Origin of the sequence: Ensifer sp. Root142, assembly GCF_001426785.1 — a bacterium.
Taxonomy (GTDB): domain Bacteria; phylum Pseudomonadota; class Alphaproteobacteria; order Rhizobiales; family Rhizobiaceae; genus Ensifer; species Ensifer canadensis.
The window spans coordinates 1-18,263 of record NZ_LMFK01000016.1 but is presented as its reverse complement, the minus strand read 5'-3'; the positions used below and the strand labels follow the sequence as shown (position 1 = coordinate 18,263).

Below are 18,263 nucleotides of genomic sequence, written 5' to 3'. Positions count from 1 at the left end.
AAAGTTTTTCGAACGGTTGGACAAGCCGGTCCGTTCGGGGTGACATCAGTCGTGCAGCGCCAGCGTGTCGCCGATCAACTTCAGGGTTTTCGCTGCATCGATGTCGATGCAAGCTTTCTGGCTCGGCAGGTTGTCCCACGGGCTCGGCGGGAACAGCCGGCTGTCGGGCTTCTGGATCGTCTGGCCATCGGCAAGGCCGCCGCAGACGACGCGGATGACGCCGCTGCGCACCTTGAACAGGTCCGGCGCCACGACATAGGCACAGGCGCAGCTGTCATGCACCACCATACCGTCAGGCACATGCTGCTCGTAGAAGGTGATGTAGAACTGCGAGATGTCGGAGAGCAGCTGTGCCGGCGCTCCGCCGCGTGCGGCGATGTCGGCGAGCATGGCCTTGGTCATCACCGTCTTGGTGGTGACATCGAGACCGACGACCGTAACCGGCCACGGCGCCGTCATGACGACGTCGGCTGCCTCGGGGTCGCCATGGATATTGGCTTCGGCGGCCGGCGTGATGTTGCCGTTGACGTCGAAGGCGCCGCCCATGATCACCACTTCGCGCACCAGCGGCGCAAAATCCGGATCTTCGCGCAGTGCCAGCGCCAGGTTGGTCATGCGACCGACGGCAATCAGCGTCACTTCGCCGGGATTGGCGCGGACGGTGTCGATGATGAAGCGGTGCGCCGGGCGGGGATCGACGGGCAGGTCGATGGTCTCGGGCACGTCGATGTTGCCGAGGCCGTCATCGCCATGAATAAAGGTCGGCCAGCCGACATGCGGCCGATCCGGATTGAAGGTCTTGTCGAGACCTTTTGCGACCGGTGCCTTAATGCCCCACTCGCGCTTCAGGAACAGCGCATTGCGCGTCGTCGTTTCGACCGAGGCGTTGCCGAAGACCGTCGTAATGCCGATGAGGTCGATATCCGGGTGGCGGTGGAGGAAGAGGAGGGCCATCGCATCGTCGATGCCCGGATCCGTATCAAAGATAACCTTGTGCATGTGTTCTTCTTTTCTTTTTCTTGCGTTTGACGGGTCGCAATGGAGGCAAGATGCCTGCGAAAGTCAATCACCCTTCGATCCCTATCGAACACGCCCGATGTCGAAGCTGAAGATGTCTTTTGGGCGAGCTCCTCTGTTCTTCCCGTTCGTCTATGGCGCGCGGCGCTTAAACTTTCTGAAAGGTGCAGCGCCTATCCTTGCAAGGCGCCTTCGGGCTTTTGTTACAGTTCCTGAAATGACAGCGGAGCCATTCTCGTGAAGGCTATTCTCGGCAACCTGCGCCCATCGAAGAGGCTGGTCGTCATCCTCGCCGCGGCGTTCGGCGTGTCGGCTGCCTCAGGTGCTGCCGCCGTCTATGTCGGCCGCGACGCATTGATGGAGCGGATTTCCAAGCCCGCCACCTCCGGCCTCGAATGCACCCTGGTCAGAACCATCAAGCTCGGCCATCACGGTCAGCGCTGGGTCCGCATGCACATCAAGACGGATCGTGCCGACGGCGAAGCGCGCATGCGCACGGCGCTTCGCGTGGTCGGTGCTCTCTCCAAGACGGAAAATGCCGAGCTTTACCAGGTGGTCGTTCTCGATGCGGCCGGACCGGAAGAGCGCGCCCAGGTTCGGGGTGCGGCGATCGGCGCGCAAGTTCTCTTTGCACCGGGCCCGCAGAGCGTGCCCGGTATGGATGAACCGTTCCGCGCGTCCTACAATGACGGCACGGCAAACTCGGCCGGCTTCTTTCATGGCAACACCATCGATCTTTCCGTGGGTGACATCCGCGGCATGATGGCCGGCATGGACGATCGGTCGCCCTGCATCGATCCGAATGCTGTCGCCGTCGAGGGCGAGGCGGCACCGGACGCCACGGCGCAAGAGCACAAGGTCGAGAGCGCCGAAGCGCCTGCAGGCCACTGAAGCGCCGTTCTCGCGCAGCGCGCTGTCACTCCATCATTGAAAATGAAAAAAGCCCGCCGCAATCGCGCCGGGCTTTGTCTTGTGCCGTTATGACTTTGATCAGTCGGCCTTATTGCGGCGCGCCGGGAACAGGATGATGTCGCGGATCGACGGCGCGTTGGTCAAAAGCATGATCAGGCGGTCGACGCCGATGCCGAGGCCGCCTGCCGGCGGCATGCCCTGGTCGATGGCATCAAGGAACTCGTCATCGAGCTGCTTTGCCTTTTCGCCGCGGGCATGGGCCTGCTCCAGCTGCTCGACCATGCGGGCGCGCTGCTCTTCCGGATCGTTGAGCTCCGAGAAGGCGTTGCCGAGTTCCCAGGTGTTGCAATAGGTCTCGAAACGCTCGACGAGGCGCGGCTCGCCCGGCACTTCCTTGGCGAAAGGCGAGATGTCCTTCGGGAAATGCGTGACGTGGGCCGGCTGGATCAGCGTCGGCTCGACCTTTTCTTCGAAGATGAAGGCGAGGCACTCGCCCCAGGTCCAGTCCTTCTCGACTTCGAACCCGGCAGCCTTGGCGGCCGCACGGGCTTCCTCGTCGGTCTTCATCGCCAGGAAGTCGATACCGGTCGCTTCCTTGACGGCATCCGGCATCGGCACGCGGCGGAACGGACCCTTGAAGGAGATTTCCTTGTCGCCGAACATGAATTCGGTCGAGCCGTGGATCGACAGAGCGAGCTTGGTAAACAGCCGCTCGACGAGGTCCATGATGTCCTCGTAGTCGGCATAGGCCCAGTAGCATTCCATCATGGTGAATTCGGGATTGTGCCGGGTCGAGACGCCTTCGTTGCGGAAGTTGCGGTTGATCTCGAACACCTTGTCGGTCAGGCCAGATACCAGCGTGCGCTTCAGATACAGTTCCGGCGCAATGCGCAGGAACATGTCGAGCTTCAGCGTGTTGTGGTGAGTCTTGAACGGCTCGGCCGTCGCACCGCCATAGACCGAATGCAGCATCGGCGTTTCGACTTCCATGAAGCCGTCGTCTTCCATGAAGCGGCGGATGCCGGAAACGATCTTGCTGCGCTGCTGGAAGCGCAGCTTCGATTCCTCGTTGGTCATGATGTCGAGGTGGCGCTTGCGGTAGCGCAGCTCGATATCCGACAAGCCATGCCATTTTTCGGGCATCGGCAGCAGCGACTTCGTCAGCATGGTGATCGTCTGCGCGTTGATCGTCAGTTCGCCGCGCTTGGTGCGGCGCACGACGCCGGTGACACCGATGATGTCGCCGATGTCGATCATCGGCAGCAGTGCGCGTGCGTCTTCAGGCGTGGTGTCCTTGTGGCTGAAGATCTGGATCTTGCCGGAGGCATCATGGATATCCATGAACATGCCGGAGTTGCGCGACGAGTAGACGCGGCCGGCGACGGTGACGACGTCCTGCGTCTCGGTGTCCAGCTCCAGGTTCTCGTACTTCGCCGCAAGTTCGGCATTGGCCATCGTGCGGTGGAAATGCGCCGGATAGACGTCGCCGATCTGTTCGCGGAGCAGCTTCAGCTTCTGCGCGCGCACTTCCGTCACATCGGAGGAGAGGGCTGTTGTTTCGGTCTTGTCGTTCATCGTCCTGTCCTTACTTTCCGCTGCCGGCCATCGAGGCGGCGACCTGGCCTGCAATCTTCAACCGCTGGCGCACGACCGAGCGGCCGAGCAGTTCCATGCTGTCGAAGAGCGGCAGCGACCGCGACGAACCGGAAACCGCCACGAACAGCGGTGCCAGCACGACCTTGAGCTTCTTGCCCATGCGGTCGGCGATCGCGCGTAGTTCCGCTTCGATCGTTTCCTTGTTCCATTCGAGGATCTTTTCCAGATCCGGCTGTACCGTGTTGAAGATCTCGACCAGTTCTTCCGGGCTCGACTTGATCTTGGCGAAGGCCGCCGGCTCGAGGCCGAGGTCGGACTTCAACAGGAAGTCGGCAAGGGCCGGCAGTTCGCCGAGCTTGGAGATGCGCGACTGCGACAGCTTCAGGCCCTGCTTCAGGCGATCGTTCTCGGACGCCCAGGCAAGCACCCGGCCGAGGAATTCGTCGTCGCTCAGCTTCTCGCGGATCCAGCGGCCGTTCAGCCAGTCGAGCTTCTGGATGTCGAAGATCGCGCCCGACTTCGACAGGTTGTCGGGGTCGAACTTTTCGGCAAGCTCGGCCATCGTCATCAGTTCCTCGCCTTCGGCGATCTGGATGAAGAACAGGCCGAGGAAATTCATCAGCGCTTCCGGCAGGTAGCCGAGCGCCGAGTAGTAGGAGATCGACGTCGGGTTCTTGCGCTTCGACAGCTTCGATTTGTCGGCATTGCGCATCAGCGACAGGTGCATGAACACCGGCGGCGTCAGGCCGAGATACTGATAGATCAGGATGTGCTTCGGCACGGAGGCCAGCCACTCCTCGCCGCGCGCGACGTGGGTGATCTTCATCAGGTAGTCGTCGACGACGTTCGCCATGTGGTAGGTCGGCATGCCGTCGGCCTTGAGCAGCACCTGCATGTCGACCGAATCCCACGGGATCTCGACGTCGCCATAGACGCCGTCGGTGAACTTGCAGGAGCCCTCGGTCGGGATCTTCATGCGCACGACATGCGGCTCGCCGGCATCGACGCGGCGGGTCACTTCTTCGGCTGTCAGGCTCAGGCAGTGGCCGTCATATTTCGGCTGCTTGCCGGCGGCGCGCTGGCCCTCGCGCATCTGTTCGAGCCGTTCCGGTGTGCAGAAACAGCGGAAGCCGTGGCCGTTGTTCTCGATCTGGCGAACGTAGTCGAGATAGATGTCCTTGCGGTCGCTCTGGCGGTAGGGGCCATAGGGGCCGCCGACGTCAGGGCCTTCCGACCATTCGAGCCCGCACCATTTCAGCGCATCCAGAACCTTCTGCTCAAACTCCGGCGTCGAGCGTGTGGCGTCGGTATCCTCGATACGAAGGATGAAGGTGCCGCCGTGCTTCTTTGCGAAGAGATAGTTGAACAGTGCGATATAGGCGGTGCCGACATGCGGCTCGCCGGTGGGGGAGGGTGCGATGCGTACCCGAACTGCTGAATCTGCCATGGTCTTTGCCCGTTTGACGTGCTTCTCGCCCCTTGCCGGAAGACAAGTCCGGCCGCCGGGCGCGCATTTTATGGGAAGGAAAGGCCCGTAGGGGTGCCGCACCAGCGGTATCGGCGGGCTATTCCAGTCGGCTCGCGTGAGACCATAGAACATGGAGCATGTCAACGGAAAGTGGATCACGCCGGTTTTTGTTGACACTGCCGATGGCTGGTTATATTGAACCGTGAGGTTATTTAACTGAAAGGTTTTTTAGGAAATGCCGGAAGATCGCCTGTCGACCACGCTCTCAGCCCTTGCCGACCCCACGCGCCGGGCGATTCTCGCCCGGCTCTCTCTCGGCGAGGCTTCTGTCGGCGAACTGGCGGAGCCGTTCGAGATGAGCCTGCCGGCGGTTTCAAAACATCTGAAAGTTCTCGAGCGCGCCGGGCTGATCAGCCGCGGCCGCGAGGCGCAATGGCGCCCCTGCCGGCTCGAAGCGGCACCCTTGCGCGACGTCAACAGCTGGCTCGACAGCTACCGCCGCTTCTGGGAAGAGAAGTTTGATCGTCTCGACGCCTATCTGCAGGAGTTGCAGAAGGTGGATCCGGACGCCGGGAAAAACTGATCTCAGCGATCTTGCTGGCGCAGCTTGGCTGCGCTACACATCCCGTGTCGAAAAAGGCAGGACCGGATATGGTAAGCCCGGTCCCTTCGTCACCGTACGAGCGGTTGCGAAGCTCTGCTCGAACCTGATCGTTCGAACCCGCGGCGTGGTTCCGATGCATCCGCATCGGTCCGCGGCGGGGTGTATCCAGATCAGACGCAGTCCGCCGCGTTTCTCAAAACACGGAGACTGCATATGCGACTGAACCATCTCGACCTTCACAGCCCCGTCGTTACCGAAACGGCGACATTCTTCATCGAACATCTTGGCTTCACGCTTGTCGAAACGCGCGGCAAGGATGCCTTTTATCGCCTGGCAGACGATGCCGGCATGGTGCTGGTGATCAGCCCGCCGATCGCCAAGCTTGGCGGTGGCGACCAGGTCAGCCTCGGTCTTCAGACCTACCATATCGGCTTCCTGCTGCCCGAGCGATTGGCAGTCGAGGATGCCTATCGGCGCATCCTGCCGAGCGGCATCCGCATCACCGAACCGGAAGAGCGGCATGGCGCCTATGTCTTCTATATGGTCATACCCGGCAACATCCTCGTGGAGATTGGGCAACGTCCCGACGCCTGAAGCAACCGGAACGATTTACCGGATGAGGCGTTATCCGTTCGAGAGGCGCGGGCTGTGCCAATCGGACATGACGAAGGCGGAGAACACGGGAATTTTTCCGATTTCTTCCCGTGGCCAACGAAACGGCAGTCGAGCGCCACTGCATGTTTCCTTAAATGCTATTCGATATAAGGATCAAAACATGCAGCAATACAAAGCGCGACAGCGACCTTTGCGCGTCTCGTAAGACGCGCGGCGCTGTAGCGTTCTCACAAACGCCCGCAGCAAGATGGCCTGCATCCCCTGTGATGCAGGTCTTTTTTCGGCGCAACGAAAAGGCGGGGCTGGTGGCCCCGCCTTTCCAGTTTTGTTCGTGGCAACGCCTCAGTGCAGCTTGCCGGCGGCCTTCTTTCGCAGCCGCGCATTGCGCGCCACCATGTTGAGAACCTCCACCAGCGCCGAGAAGGCCATGGCGGCGTAGATGTAGCCCTTCGGCACGTGCAGGCCCATGCCTTCGGCGATCAGCGTCGTGCCGATCATCAAGAGGAAGGCGAGCGCCAGCATGACGATCGTCGGGTTCTTCTCGATGAAGTTGGCAAGCGGCGTCGCGGCAACGAGCATCACGGTGACGGCGGCTAGGACGGCGACGACCATGATCGGCAGATGCGGCGTCATGCCGACGGCGGTAATGATGCTGTCGACCGAGAAGACGAGGTCGAGCAGCAGGATCTGGCCGATCGCCGCGCCGAAGCTGTTGATCGCCGAAGAAGCGATGAAGTCTTCGCCGTGGTCGCTCGGATCGACGCTATGGTGGATTTCCTTGGTCGCCTTCCAGACGAGGAAAAGACCGCCGGCGATCAGGATCATGTCCTTCCACGAGAAGCCGTGTCCGAAGACCTCGAACACCGGCGTGGTCAGCTTGACGATCCAGGCGACGGTGCCGAGCAGGGCGAGGCGCATGACGAGCGCCAGGGTAATGCCGATGCGGCGGGCCCTCTCGCGGTGTTCGGCCGGCAGCTTGTTGGTGAGGATGGAGATGAAGATCAGGTTGTCGATGCCGAGAACCACCTCCATGACAACCAGTGTTATGAGGGCGACCCAGGCGGCTGGGTCCTGGGCAAGCGACATTATCCCCTGCATCGGCGATCTTTCCTTTTTCGGTGGCGCGTCGTCGCGCAAGAATCGCGGCAGTATTTAAGCAACATTGCGAAAGTGACAAGCGCCGCCGGCCATTTGCGGCGGCGCTTTACCGTTTACGCTTGGATCGGAATCCACATTTCGACCACCCCCATGCCCGAATGCGGGTCGAAACGATCATCATAACGCTCGATGAGATCAGGCGTTTGGCCATGCTGAAGACCGGACTCCGGCAGCCAGGTGCCGAAGATATGGTGCGCCGTCGTGGCGATCGATGAGATATGGCCGCGGTGCAGGAACACGGCGTAACGCTGCTTCGGCAGCTTCATGGTGGTAAAGCCGGCGGGCAGGGCGCCGGCGTCGTCGACTTCTGCTGCCGCCATATAGCGAAATGTCCCGGCTTCGCCATCGCTCTGGCTGCAGACGCCGTAGGCGACGTTGCCCTTCTGTCCGGGGATGTTGCCGAAGTGGGTATTGAAGCGCTGCCACAGCGAGGGAATGCCTTCGGTGCGGCCATAGGCGTAGGTTTCGGCAAGGCCGGCCAAAAGCAAAGGCGGGCTGTCTTCGAAGCGCGGTGGGTCCAGTTTGAGGAGGCGGGTGTCGTCCATTCTGATAGGCTCCGTCAGTGCGATGTTGCTGAGGTGCCCTTGCTTGCGCACGGTCTCCGGCGTGACGCCGAACTGCTCGCGAAAGGCACGGGTGAAAGCCTCGTGCGAGCCGTAGCCCGCTTCGAGGGCCACCGCGAGAATGCTGGACGAGCCGTCGGCAAGGTTTCGTGCGGCGCCGCTCAGCCGCCGCGCACGGATATAGGCGCTGATGGAGCGACCGGTCACCAGTCCGAAGACGCGCGACAGGTGAAAGCGCGAAAGGCCGGCAGCCTCGGCGATCTCCTCCAGCGATATATCCCTGGCGAAATGGCTCTCGATGAACCAGATCGCCCTTCCGATAGCACTCATGTTCACTCCCGTGGCAGACAGCCCATGCTCATAGGGTCTTGCCGCAAGGCGTGCTTGATCGCAATTGCTGGATTGAAGGCTAGCCCGAACGAATGAGCCCCTTGGCTTGGCTCAGTCCGTCTTCTTCTTCGGTCCATAGGCGGCCATGAAGACGCGGACGGCCGCGGCAACCGTGCCCTCGATCTGCTCTCGCGGCGGCGCCGAGCACATTCCGCCGAACAGGCGGTGCTTGAACAGCCCGGCCTGGGCCATCTCGATGAACTGCCTGGCCGCTACTTCCGTGTTGTCGATGTCGAGCGTGCCTGTTGGAACCTGCCGGTCGAGATAGGTCTTGAGGACCGTATAGCCGTTTTCGGGCGCCTCGCTGAAGAAGCGTTCCGCCAGATGCGGCATCCGGTCGATCACGCCGATCACCATGCGCATGGAGCGGATCGTGGCCTCGGAGGTGATGCTGCTCGTCAGGGTGACGCCGAAATCGTAGAGCGCCTCCTCGACGTCTTCGTGGTCGTTGAGTGCATGCTTGGCGGTCTGGATCACCAGGGTCTTGCCCTGGATGATCAGCGCCTTGAACAGGTCTTCCTTGTTTTCGAAGTAGACGTAGAGCGTGCCCTTCGAGACGCCGGCCTCGCGGGTGATATCGTTCATGCTGGCGGCGTCGAAGCCCTGGCTCATGAAGACCCGCCGCGCGCCCTCGAGAATCTGTTGGCGCTTGGCAGGGTCTTCACCCGCCGCATGGCGTCCGCTGCCGGGACCAAGCTGGTCGTCCGCGCCGTTATCAGGCCGGAAGGTCTCGTTTTGCTCGGTCTTTGCTGGTTCCATGATTGCCGTCTGCACCCGTCCCGTTCGCATTAATTCTCGTCCATCGAACTACCCGGTTCGATTCCCTCTTGATATGCGACGTCAAAGCGACTAAGTCAAGCTTCGATCGAACCGAACGGTTCAGTTCAGTCACCCCTCATTAACCAGGCCGGTATCCATGTCCGCATCCAAAACGTCCAGCGCCGCTCGCGTTCGCCCTGTCGGCGAGGATTTTGAAGTTCCGCAGACCCATGAGGCCGAGCCCGAGGCCAAGGGGGCGACTGCCGAGGCGCCGGCAGCGGTGCAAGAGCCTGCTGTCGAGGCCGCTTCGAAAAAGAAGAAGCGCAGCCCGATCTTGCCGGTTCTCGGCCTTGTCGCGCTCGCTGGCGCCGGCTGGTATGGCTATGACTGGTGGACCAATGGCCGCTTCATGGTTTCGACTGATGACGCCTATATCGAAGGCGACATTGCCACGATCTCTCCGAAAGTGTCGGGCTATGTCGCCAAGGTCGACGTCGTCGCCAACCAGAAGGTGAAGGCCGGCGATCCCATGGTCACGCTCGATGACGGCGACTACCGTATCGCGGCCGAGCAGACCGAAGCCCAGATCGCCACCCAGAAGCTGGCGCTCAGCCGTTTCGACGCGCAGATCGCAGGGGCGATGGCGAGCCTTGCCCAGGCCGAAGCCCAGAAGAACGCTCTCGAAGCAACGGTGCGCGGCGCCGAACTCGCGCAGAAGCGCGCGAGCGACCTCCAGTCCAAGGACGTCGGCACCGTTGCTTCGCGCGACAATGCCGACGTGGCTCTGGATCAGGCTCGGGCGAACCTTGCCGGCGCCGATGCCAACATCGCGGCTGCGAACGCCAACATCACCGTGCTGCAGGCGCAGCGCTCAGAGGCGGAAAGCCAGATCCGCTCGCTCGAACTTGCCCGTGACAAGGCCAACCGCGACCTCGGCTTCACCGTCTTGAAGGCGCCCTATGACGGCGTCATCGGCAACGTCGCCGTCCAGGTCGGTGACCTCGTTTCCGCTGGCCAGCGACTGGCCGCGCTCGTGCCTGTCGACCAGCTCTATATCGACGCCAACTTCAAGGAGACGCAGATCGCCCATCTGGTCCCCGGCTCGAAGGTCAAGGTCCATATCGACGCCTATGACGAGCACGCGGTCGAAGGCACGGTTGCCTCGATCGCGCCGGCATCCGGCTCGGTGTTCTCGCTGCTGCCGGCGGAAAACGCCACCGGCAACTTCACCAAGGTGATCCAGCGTGTGCCGGTGCGCATCACGCTGCCGGCCGATGTGCTGGCGGAAGGCCATCTGCGGGCGGGCTTGAGCGTCGTCGTCGATGTCGACACGCGCACGGCGCCCGACGAGACCAAGGTCGCCGCCACGAAGTAATCGGGCCTGACGCGCCGGCGTGTTCTTTTGAACGCGCCGATGCGCCTTTACACGCAGGGAGTGGCTCAGATGGCCGCAACGGCAACAGCAGGCTCGGTGGCGGCAGCCGCACCGAAGGTCGAAGAACATATGGACCCGAGAAGGCTGATCGCCTTCTTCGCCATGGTCGTCGGCATGTTCATGGCGATCCTCGACATCCAGATCGTTTCGGCATCGCTTGCCGAAATCCAGGCCGGCCTGTCGGCCGGCTCCGACGAAATCGGCTGGGTGCAGACCTCCTACCTCATTGCCGAAGTCATCATGATCCCGCTTTCGGGCACGCTGGCGCGTATCGTCTCGACGCGGGTATTGTTTTCGGTATCGGCTGCGGGTTTCACCGCGGCAAGCGCGCTCGCCGCCACAGCCACCAATATCGACCAGATGATCGTCTACCGGGCGATCCAGGGCTTCATCGGTGGCGGCATGATTCCGTCAGTCTTTGCGGCTGCCTTCACCATTTTTCCGCCGTCGAAGCGCAACATCGTTTCGCCGATCATCGGTCTGATCGCCACGCTCGCGCCGACCATCGGCCCGACCGTCGGCGGCTACCTCAGCCACGCCTTCTCCTGGCACTGGCTGTTCCTGGTCAATGTCATTCCCGGCATCATCGTTGCGACGCTGACCTGGACCTTCATCGATTTCGACAAGCCGGAGCTTGGTCTGTTCAAGAAGTTCGACTGGTGGGGGCTCGCCTCGATGGCGATCTTCCTCGGCTCGCTCGAATATGTCCTGGAAGAAGGCAACGCCAACGACTGGTTCAACGACGAGCATATCGTCATGGGTGCCGTCGCCACCGTGATCGCCGCGGTGATTTTCTTCTACCGGGCCTTCAAGGTGGAATTCCCGGTGGTCGACCTCAGGGCGTTTTCAAACCGAAATTTCGCCTTCGGTTCGATGTTCTCCTTTGTCATGGGCATCGGGCTCTATGGTCTCACCTATCTCTACCCGCTCTATCTCGGGCGCATCCGCGGCTACGATTCACTGATGATCGGCGAGACGATGTTTGTCTCGGGTCTAGCCATGTTCTTCACGGCGCCGGTCGCCGGCTTCCTGTCGGGCAAACTCGATCCGCGCGTGCTGATGACCATCGGCTTTGCCAGCTTTGCCAGCGGCACCTGGATCATGGGACATCTGACGGCTGACTGGGACTTCTACGAGCTGTTCATTCCGCAGATCCTGCGCGGCGTCGGGCTGATGCTGTGCATGGTGCCGATCAACAACATCGCGCTCGGCACCATGCCGCCGGCACGCATGCGCGGCGCATCCGGCCTCTTCAACCTGACGCGCAACCTTGGCGGCGCTGTTGGCCTGGCGGTGATCAACACCATCCTGACCCAGCGCCAGGATCTGCACTATGCCCGGCTCTCCGAACACATCCAGTGGGGCAACCCCGAGGCGATGGAGCGGTTCAACAACATGGCCGCCACCTTCAACGCCCATGGTCTCGATGGTGCTTCGATCGCCATCAAGCAGCTTGCGGCGATGGCCCAGAAGCAGGCGATGATCCTGTCGTTCGGCGATATCTTCGTCATCCTGACCGTGCTGTTCCTGTCGCTGATCCTGGGTGTGATGATGATCAAGAAACCGCAGGGCGTCGGACCCAGCGGCGGCGGGCACTAGGCCCACGCGCGGTTTACGCCGTCTTCGTGTTGCGGCACAATCCGGCCGGAAAGCAACGTCCGGCCGAACCCTGATCGACGATCCGGCACCTGGCCGGGTTGGAAACGGGGCCGTTCATGCGGGCATACCAACACTTCGGCATCTCCAGGCGCTCCTTCCTTGCCGCCGCCGCCGGCATCGGCGCGACACTGTTGGCCACGCCCATGCGCGCAGCCGGACGTCCGCCCATCGATGCTACCTTCCTGTTTTCGAACGATATCCACGCCTGCCTCGTCTCGACCGAGGGCCTTGCGCCGAACTGTGCGGCCGAAGGCAAGACCGACGCGAATCTGCTTCGCCACGTGGCAGCGCTCAATGCCCTGCCGGCGATGCACTGGCCGGAAACCGTCGGCGGTCAGTCAAGCGGGCTCGGCAGCACCGGCCGGCGGATCGGCCGGCCGCTCGGTCTTGTGCTCGGTGGCGACGTGACCGATGACGGCGGCGGACAGGTGCGCCAGCCGCGTGAGGGACGGCAGCTGCAGCAGTTTTCGAGCCGCTATCAGGAAGGACCGGGTGCCGACCGCGTGCACTTCCCCGTCTATGTCGGGCTCGGCAACCATGACCTCGACCAGGACGGGCCGCCGCCGCATGTCGACTGGTATCGCCGCGAACTGCGCGACTATGTCGAGCTCAATCATCGGCAGTCGGTGTTCTACAAGCCTCCGGTGCCGGTGACGAACTACGACCCGCTGTCGGATTGCTATTCCTGGGATTGGGGCGGGCTGCATCTCGTTCAGCTCCAACGCTTCGGTGGCGACGTCAGCAAGGGTGCGGTGGATGCGCTGCCGTGGCTGAAGCAGGATCTGGCAACCTATGCCGCTGACGGCCGACCGGTGATCCTGTTCCAGCACTATGGCTGGGATGCCTTCTCGACGGAGGTCTGGGACGCTGCCGCCAGGACCTTCGACGACCAGGGCAATGGCCCGCCGCATTGGTGGAGTCCTGGCGAGCGGCAGGCGCTCGTTGATGCCGTCAAGGGCTATAATGTCATCGGTCTCTTTCACGGCCATCAGCACGAAACCGCGATGATCTATCGCCGCGAAGGGCTGGATCTGTTCAAGCCGAAGGCGGCCTATATGGGCGGTTTCGCGCTCGTGCGCGTGACCGACGGCTTCATGGATGTGGTGCTTGCCGAGGCCGGGAAGGGCCACGGCGAGGTCACTTTCACGCAAGCATTCAGCAAGCGTTTTTAGCCAGCGAAAACAGCGGCCGGTCTTTCCTTGCGTGTTTTTGATTTACGTACATCAAAAATTCCTCTAAGGCAGTTTGCGGGAGGAAATGATGCGCCCTACAGTCCACGACATCGCTGCAGAAGCAGGCGTCAGCCTTGCGACCGTCGACCGGGTTTTGAACAATCGCCCGGGTGTGCGGACGGTCACGCGCGACAAGGTCGAGCGCGCGATCGCGACGCTCGGTTATATCAGGGACGTGGCGGCGGCCAACCTTGCCAAGAGCCGCAGCTATCCGCTGATCTTCATTTTGCCCGAAGGCGAAAACGCCTTCATGCGCGGGCTCGAGGCCGAGGTCCAGTCCGCAATGGCCCGCTCCGCCGTCGAGCGGACCGATGTCAGCATCCTCTCCGTTCCCGCCTTCGATGCATCGGCGCTGGCCGATGCGCTCGACGAAGCGCGCCGACGCGGACCGGCCGGCGTTGCCGTCGTTGCCGTCGAAGCGCCTGAAGTGGTTGCGGCCGTTGGGCGGCTTCGCGAGGACGGCATTGCCGTCGTCACCCTCGTGTCCGACCTGACCGGCTCCGAGCGCGAGCATTTCGCCGGCGTCGACAATATTGCCGCCGGACGCACGGCCGGCAGTCTGATGCGGCGTTTTGTCGGCGGCCGCGACGGGCCCGTTGCCATCGTCGCCGGATCGATGCTGGTGCGAGACCATCGGGATCGGCTTGAGGGTTTCAGCGCTGCCGTCAATGAAGGTGCCGCCAAGCGGCAGCTTTTGCCCGTGGTCGAGGGCCACGATGACCCGTCGGAAGTCGAAAATCTGGTGCAGGATCTGCTCGCCGCGCATCCGAACCTTAGCGGCATCTACAGCCTCGGCGCCGGCAACCGCGGCCTGATCGCGGCGCTGGAGAAGGCCGGACGTCAGTCCGAGATCTGCGCGATCGCGCACGAATTGACGCCGTACAGTCGTGCTGCACTCGTTTCGGGTACCATCGATGCGCTGCTCAACCAGGATGCCGGTCACGAGGTGCGCAGCGCCATTCGCGTGCTGAAGGCCCGCGCCGATGGGCTCTCGATGATAGAGGCGCAGGAACGCATCCGCATCGACATTTTCCTCAAAGACAACCTGCCGGTCGAACCGGTGTAATGCTTTGAATTTACACAATTCCTGACGGAAAACCGTTGCACGCTTTCCCCGGAATTGCCCAATGGAGGCACGCATGTATCTTGGACTGGATCTCGGCACGTCGGGCGTCAAGGCGATGCTGATGGATGGCGATCAGCGTATTGTCGGTTCGGCATCCGGCGCACTCGACGTCTCGCGGCCGCATCCCGGTTGGTCGGAGCAGGACCCGGCCGCTTGGATCAGGGCTACCGAGGAGGCGATATCAGGCCTGAAGGCGGCACATCCTTCAGCCCTTGCCGCCGTGCGCGGCATCGGCCTTTCCGGCCAGATGCATGGCGCGACGCTGCTTGACGCCGACGACAAGGTGCTGCGGCCCTGCATCCTCTGGAACGACACCCGCAGTTTTCGCGAGGCAGCGGCGCTCGATGCCGAGCCGCAATTCCGCGCCATCACCGGCAACATCGTCTTCCCCGGATTCACCGCGCCGAAACTCGCATGGGTGCGTGAAAACGAGCCGGATCTCTTTGCCAAGGTGCGGTGGGTGCTGTTGCCGAAGGACTATCTGCGCCTGTGGCTGACGGGTGAGCATATGTCCGAGATGTCGGATTCGGCCGGCACGGCTTGGCTCGATACGGCCAAGCGCCGCTGGTCAGAAAGCCTGCTTTCGGCCACCGGCATGGAGGAACGGCAGATGCCGGATCTCGTCGAAGGCACGGATCGGGCGGGCGGGCTCCGGCCCGAGCTGGCGTCACGCTGGGGCATGGATGCCGGCGTCGTCGTTGCCGGGGGGGCGGGCGACAATGCGGCGTCTGCCTGCGGTATGGGCACCGTCGGCGAAGGCCATGCTTTCGTTTCATTGGGCACGTCGGGTGTGCTGTTTGCCGCCAATGCAAGCTACCTGCCCAATCCGGAAAGCGCCGTTCACGCCTTCTGCCACGCTCTGCCGAATACCTGGCATCAGATGGGTGTCATTCTGTCGGCGACCGATGCGCTCAACTGGTATTCCGGAATCGCCGGTCGCAGCGCCGCCGACCTCAGCACCGAGCTCGGCGATACGCTGAAGGCGCCAAGCGGCGTGACCTTCCTTCCCTATCTCTCCGGCGAGCGCACGCCCCACAATGATGCAACGATCCGCGGCGCATTTGCCGGGCTCGGCCACGAGAGCAGCCGGGTAGTGCTGACGCAGGCGGTCATGGAAGGCGTTTCCTTCGCCATCCGTGACAGCCTCGAAGCTTTGCGTGCCGCCGGCACGACGCTTTCGCGGGTGACGGCGATCGGTGGTGGATCGCGTTCGCGCTACTGGCTGAAGTCGATCGCGACCGCGCTCGACCTGCCGGTCGATCTGCCTGCTGATGGCGATTTCGGCGCCGCCTTCGGTGCTGCGCGTCTCGGCCTGATCGCGGCGACCGGCGCCGACCCAGTCGCGATTTGCCATGCACCGAAAACGGCGGAAACGATCGCGCCCGAAGCGGCTTTTGTGGCGGCCTACGACGAAGCCTACCAGAGCTATCGGCGTCTCTATCCCGCCATCAAGGGCGCGACGACGTGACCGCACCGCGCCCCTCCATGGCTGTTTTCGATCGACCGGGCCTATTGCGCCGGCACCTTGTCGATAAAGCCGGTGACCTGTTTCAGCCGGCCGTTCTCGATGAGGCCGACGTCGGTGCCCTCGATCACGGATTCGTCGCCATCTGGGCCAAGCGCCCAGGAGAAGCGGATCGTGTCGGCAAAGCCGTCCGGCGTGCCCTTGAGCGTGAAGCGAAAACCAGGAAACTGGCCCTGAACGCCGGCGATCAAGCCGCCGATGCCCGCATGCCCGTCACCCTGCATGATCGGGTCGCGATAGGCGACGTCGACGGTAAAGGCCGCTTCGATCAACACGCTGCGGCTGCCGACCTCTGCGTTCCAGGCGGCGATGTAGGCCTCGGCGATCCGGTTGAAATCGTTCATCTGACTATTCCTTTGGCTTGGCGTTTCGATGCCGCAGGTATCGCCGCACGAGGGAATGAAACCAATTACCTTCCACGTAATGACCGGGCGTTTTGCAGTCGCGGCGCCGGCACACCAGCCTTGAGAGGAGCCAGACCGTGAGCACGGGATTTTTCGGCGATATCGCTAAGATCAAGTATGAGGGACCGGAGAGCAGCAATCCGCTCGCCTTCCGCCACTACAACAAGGACGAGGTCGTTTTCGGCAAGCGCATGGAAGATCACCTGCGCTTCGCGGTCGCCTATTGGCACACCTTCGTCTGGCCGGGCGGAGACCCCTTTGGCGGCCAGACGTTCGAGCGCCCATGGTTCAAGGACACGATGGATGCGGCCAAGCTGAAGGCGGATGTTGCGTTCGAATTCTTCCAGCTGCTCGGCGTTCCCTACTACTGCTTCCACGATGCCGACGTGCGCCCCGAGGGCCGGAACTTCGTCGAAAACACCAAGAACCTCAACGAGATCGTCGACTATTTCGCAAAGAAGCAGGCCGACACCGGCGTCAAGCTGCTCTGGGGCACCGCCAATCTCTTCTCCAATCGCCGCTATATGTCGGGTGCCGCCACCAATCCGGATCCGGATGTGTTTGCCTTTGCAGCCGCGACGGTAAAGACCTGCCTAGATGCCACCCAGCGTCTCGGCGGTGAGAACTACGTGCTGTGGGGCGGGCGCGAAGGTTACGAGACGCTGCTCAACACCGACCTTTCGCGAGAACTCGACCAGCTCGGCCGCTTCGTCAATCTGGTGGTCGACTACAAGCACAAGATCGGCTTCAAGGGCGCGATCCTGATCGAGCCGAAGCCGCAGGAGCCGACCAAGCACCAGTATGACTATGACGTCGCCACGGTCTACGGCTTCCTCAAGAGGTACGGTCTGGAGAAGGAAGTCCAGGTCAATATCGAGCAGGGCCATGCGATCCTCGCCGGCCATTCCTTCGAGCACGAACTGGCTCTTGCCAATGCGCTTGGCATCTTCGGTTCGATCGACATGAACCGCAACGACTACCAGTCGGGTTGGGATACGGACCAGTTCCCCAACAACGTGCCGGAAATGGCGCTCGCCTACTATCAGGTGCTGGCAGGCGGCGGTTTCAAGTCGGGCGGCACCAACTTCGACGCGAAGCTGCGGCGCCAGTCGCTCGACCCCGAGGACCTCTTGATCGGCCATATCGGCGGCATGGATTGCTGCGCCCGCGGCATCAAGGCGGCCGCCCAGATGATCGAAGACAAGGCGCTGTCGGCTCCGCTTGATCAGCGCTACGCCGGTTGGCAGGTGCCGGAAGCCAAGAAGATGCTCGAGGGTGGCTTCTCGCTGGAAGAGATCGAAGCTTGGGTGCTGAAGTCCGACCTCAACCCGCAACCGAAGTCCGGCAAGCAGGAGCTGCTGGAGAATGTCGTCAACCGCTACGTCTGAGCGGCTGCGATCAACGCTGATTGAAGAACCGGCCGCCGCTGCGGCCGGTTTTTTTACTGGTGCCTCGTCGTGCCGGTGAGGCGCACCGCAGTCAGTTTCCGGATTGGCATTTCGGCGCCTGTGAACGCAGGAGGACGCCTCCCGAAATTCTCGTCCCAACCGGTTGCTCCATACAGAAAATCTGCTAGCTTCGGCGCCTGCAACGTTTCAGGTGCTTCAGCTGCAGCGAAAATGAAGCTTTCGTCCGCTTCTTCCTGTCGTTGGCTGAACCGGCCGGCTCTGCCGGTAGCCATATCATCAGGAGGATGTTTGCGATGAAAACGATTAAGGGCCCCGGTCTGTTTCTTGCGCAGTTTGCCGGGGATGCGGCGCCGTTCAACTCGTTTGCGGCGATCACCAAGTGGGCTGCCGA

General features: G+C 62.3%; 17 protein-coding genes. 9 read left to right on the top strand and 8 right to left on the bottom strand.

Annotation, left to right across the window (positions count from 1 at the left end; translation table 11 throughout):
* Positions 1 to 45: 45 nt before the first annotated feature.
* Complete coding sequence (locus ASD52_RS18425) at positions 46 to 999, bottom strand: nucleoside hydrolase (protein WP_025424921.1); 954 nt, start codon at positions 997 to 999, stop codon at positions 46 to 48.
* A 255-nt stretch (positions 1,000 to 1,254) separates the two neighbouring features.
* Here ASD52_RS18425 and ASD52_RS18420 point away from each other — a divergent pair, with 255 nt between their 5' ends.
* A complete protein-coding gene (locus ASD52_RS18420) occupies positions 1,255 to 1,908 on the top strand; it encodes a hypothetical protein (protein ID WP_025424920.1) in 654 nt (217 codons plus the stop codon).
* 99 nt (positions 1,909 to 2,007) lie between these two features.
* On the opposite strand, the gene lysS is transcribed toward ASD52_RS18420, so the two are convergent.
* Together lysS and gltX are read right to left on the bottom strand one after the other, a co-directional pair.
* The gene (gene lysS, locus ASD52_RS18415; protein ID WP_057225134.1) at positions 2,008 to 3,504 is read right to left on the bottom strand and encodes a lysine--tRNA ligase; all 1,497 of its coding nucleotides are present in this window, start codon (positions 3,502 to 3,504) and stop codon (positions 2,008 to 2,010) included.
* Positions 3,505 to 3,514: 10 nt separating this feature from the next.
* A complete protein-coding gene (gene gltX, locus ASD52_RS18410) occupies positions 3,515 to 4,972 on the bottom strand; it encodes a glutamate--tRNA ligase (protein ID WP_057210080.1) in 1,458 nt (485 codons plus the stop codon).
* 256 nt (positions 4,973 to 5,228) lie between these two features.
* On the opposite strand from gltX, the gene ASD52_RS18405 reads away from it, so the two are divergent.
* Entirely contained in the window at positions 5,229 to 5,576 is a 348-nt protein-coding gene (locus ASD52_RS18405; RefSeq protein WP_025424917.1) for a metalloregulator ArsR/SmtB family transcription factor, read from the top strand.
* Positions 5,577 to 5,810: 234 nt separating this feature from the next.
* Positions 5,811 to 6,191, top strand: a complete 381-nt coding sequence (locus ASD52_RS18400; protein ID WP_025424916.1) for a VOC family protein — start codon at positions 5,811 to 5,813, stop codon at positions 6,189 to 6,191.
* 363 nt (positions 6,192 to 6,554) lie between these two features.
* Here ASD52_RS18400 and ASD52_RS18395 read toward each other — a convergent pair whose 3' ends face one another.
* From ASD52_RS18395 to ASD52_RS18385, 3 genes are all read right to left on the bottom strand, one after another.
* Positions 6,555 to 7,310: a TerC family protein gene (locus tag ASD52_RS18395; protein WP_025424915.1), complete on the bottom strand. Its 756-nt coding sequence runs from the start codon at positions 7,308 to 7,310 to the stop codon at positions 6,555 to 6,557.
* A 113-nt stretch (positions 7,311 to 7,423) separates the two neighbouring features.
* On the bottom strand, positions 7,424 to 8,263 hold the full coding sequence (locus ASD52_RS18390) for an AraC family transcriptional regulator (protein WP_025424914.1): 840 nt from the start codon (positions 8,261 to 8,263) through the stop codon (positions 7,424 to 7,426).
* A gap of 111 nt (positions 8,264 to 8,374) precedes the next feature.
* On the bottom strand, positions 8,375 to 9,082 hold the full coding sequence (locus tag ASD52_RS18385) for a TetR/AcrR family transcriptional regulator (protein WP_025424913.1): 708 nt from the start codon (positions 9,080 to 9,082) through the stop codon (positions 8,375 to 8,377).
* A 157-nt stretch (positions 9,083 to 9,239) separates the two neighbouring features.
* Here ASD52_RS18385 and ASD52_RS18380 point away from each other — a divergent pair, with 157 nt between their 5' ends.
* The 5 genes from ASD52_RS18380 to xylB all read left to right on the top strand — a co-directional run bounded on the left by ASD52_RS18380 (position 9,240) and on the right by xylB (position 16,002).
* Entirely contained in the window at positions 9,240 to 10,457 is a 1,218-nt protein-coding gene (locus tag ASD52_RS18380; RefSeq protein WP_025424912.1) for an HlyD family secretion protein, read from the top strand.
* 69 nt (positions 10,458 to 10,526) lie between these two features.
* Positions 10,527 to 12,116 (top strand): DHA2 family efflux MFS transporter permease subunit, encoded by a 1,590-nt coding sequence (locus tag ASD52_RS18375; protein ID WP_025424911.1) that lies wholly within the window; start codon positions 10,527 to 10,529, stop codon positions 12,114 to 12,116.
* Between the two features lie 203 nt (positions 12,117 to 12,319).
* On the top strand, positions 12,320 to 13,348 hold the full coding sequence (locus ASD52_RS18370) for a metallophosphoesterase (RefSeq protein ID WP_162174738.1): 1,029 nt from the start codon (positions 12,320 to 12,322) through the stop codon (positions 13,346 to 13,348).
* An 88-nt stretch (positions 13,349 to 13,436) separates the two neighbouring features.
* A complete protein-coding gene (locus ASD52_RS18365) occupies positions 13,437 to 14,474 on the top strand; it encodes a LacI family DNA-binding transcriptional regulator (RefSeq protein WP_057225132.1) in 1,038 nt (345 codons plus the stop codon).
* 73 nt (positions 14,475 to 14,547) lie between these two features.
* Positions 14,548 to 16,002 carry a xylulokinase gene (xylB, locus tag ASD52_RS18360; RefSeq protein ID WP_025424908.1) on the top strand — a complete coding sequence of 485 codons (1,455 nt, stop codon included), beginning with the start codon at positions 14,548 to 14,550 and terminating at the stop codon, positions 16,000 to 16,002.
* Between the two features lie 41 nt (positions 16,003 to 16,043).
* Here xylB and ASD52_RS18355 read toward each other — a convergent pair whose 3' ends face one another.
* Entirely contained in the window at positions 16,044 to 16,403 is a 360-nt protein-coding gene (locus tag ASD52_RS18355) for a nuclear transport factor 2 family protein (protein WP_025424907.1), read from the bottom strand.
* A gap of 137 nt (positions 16,404 to 16,540) precedes the next feature.
* Between ASD52_RS18355 and xylA the strand changes: the two genes are divergently transcribed.
* Positions 16,541 to 17,851, top strand: a complete 1,311-nt coding sequence (gene xylA, locus ASD52_RS18350) for a xylose isomerase (protein ID WP_025424906.1) — start codon at positions 16,541 to 16,543, stop codon at positions 17,849 to 17,851.
* 53 nt (positions 17,852 to 17,904) lie between these two features.
* Here xylA and ASD52_RS39115 read toward each other — a convergent pair.
* On the bottom strand, positions 17,905 to 18,263 hold a 359-nt coding region (locus ASD52_RS39115; RefSeq protein ID WP_162254171.1), incomplete at its 5' end, for a hypothetical protein.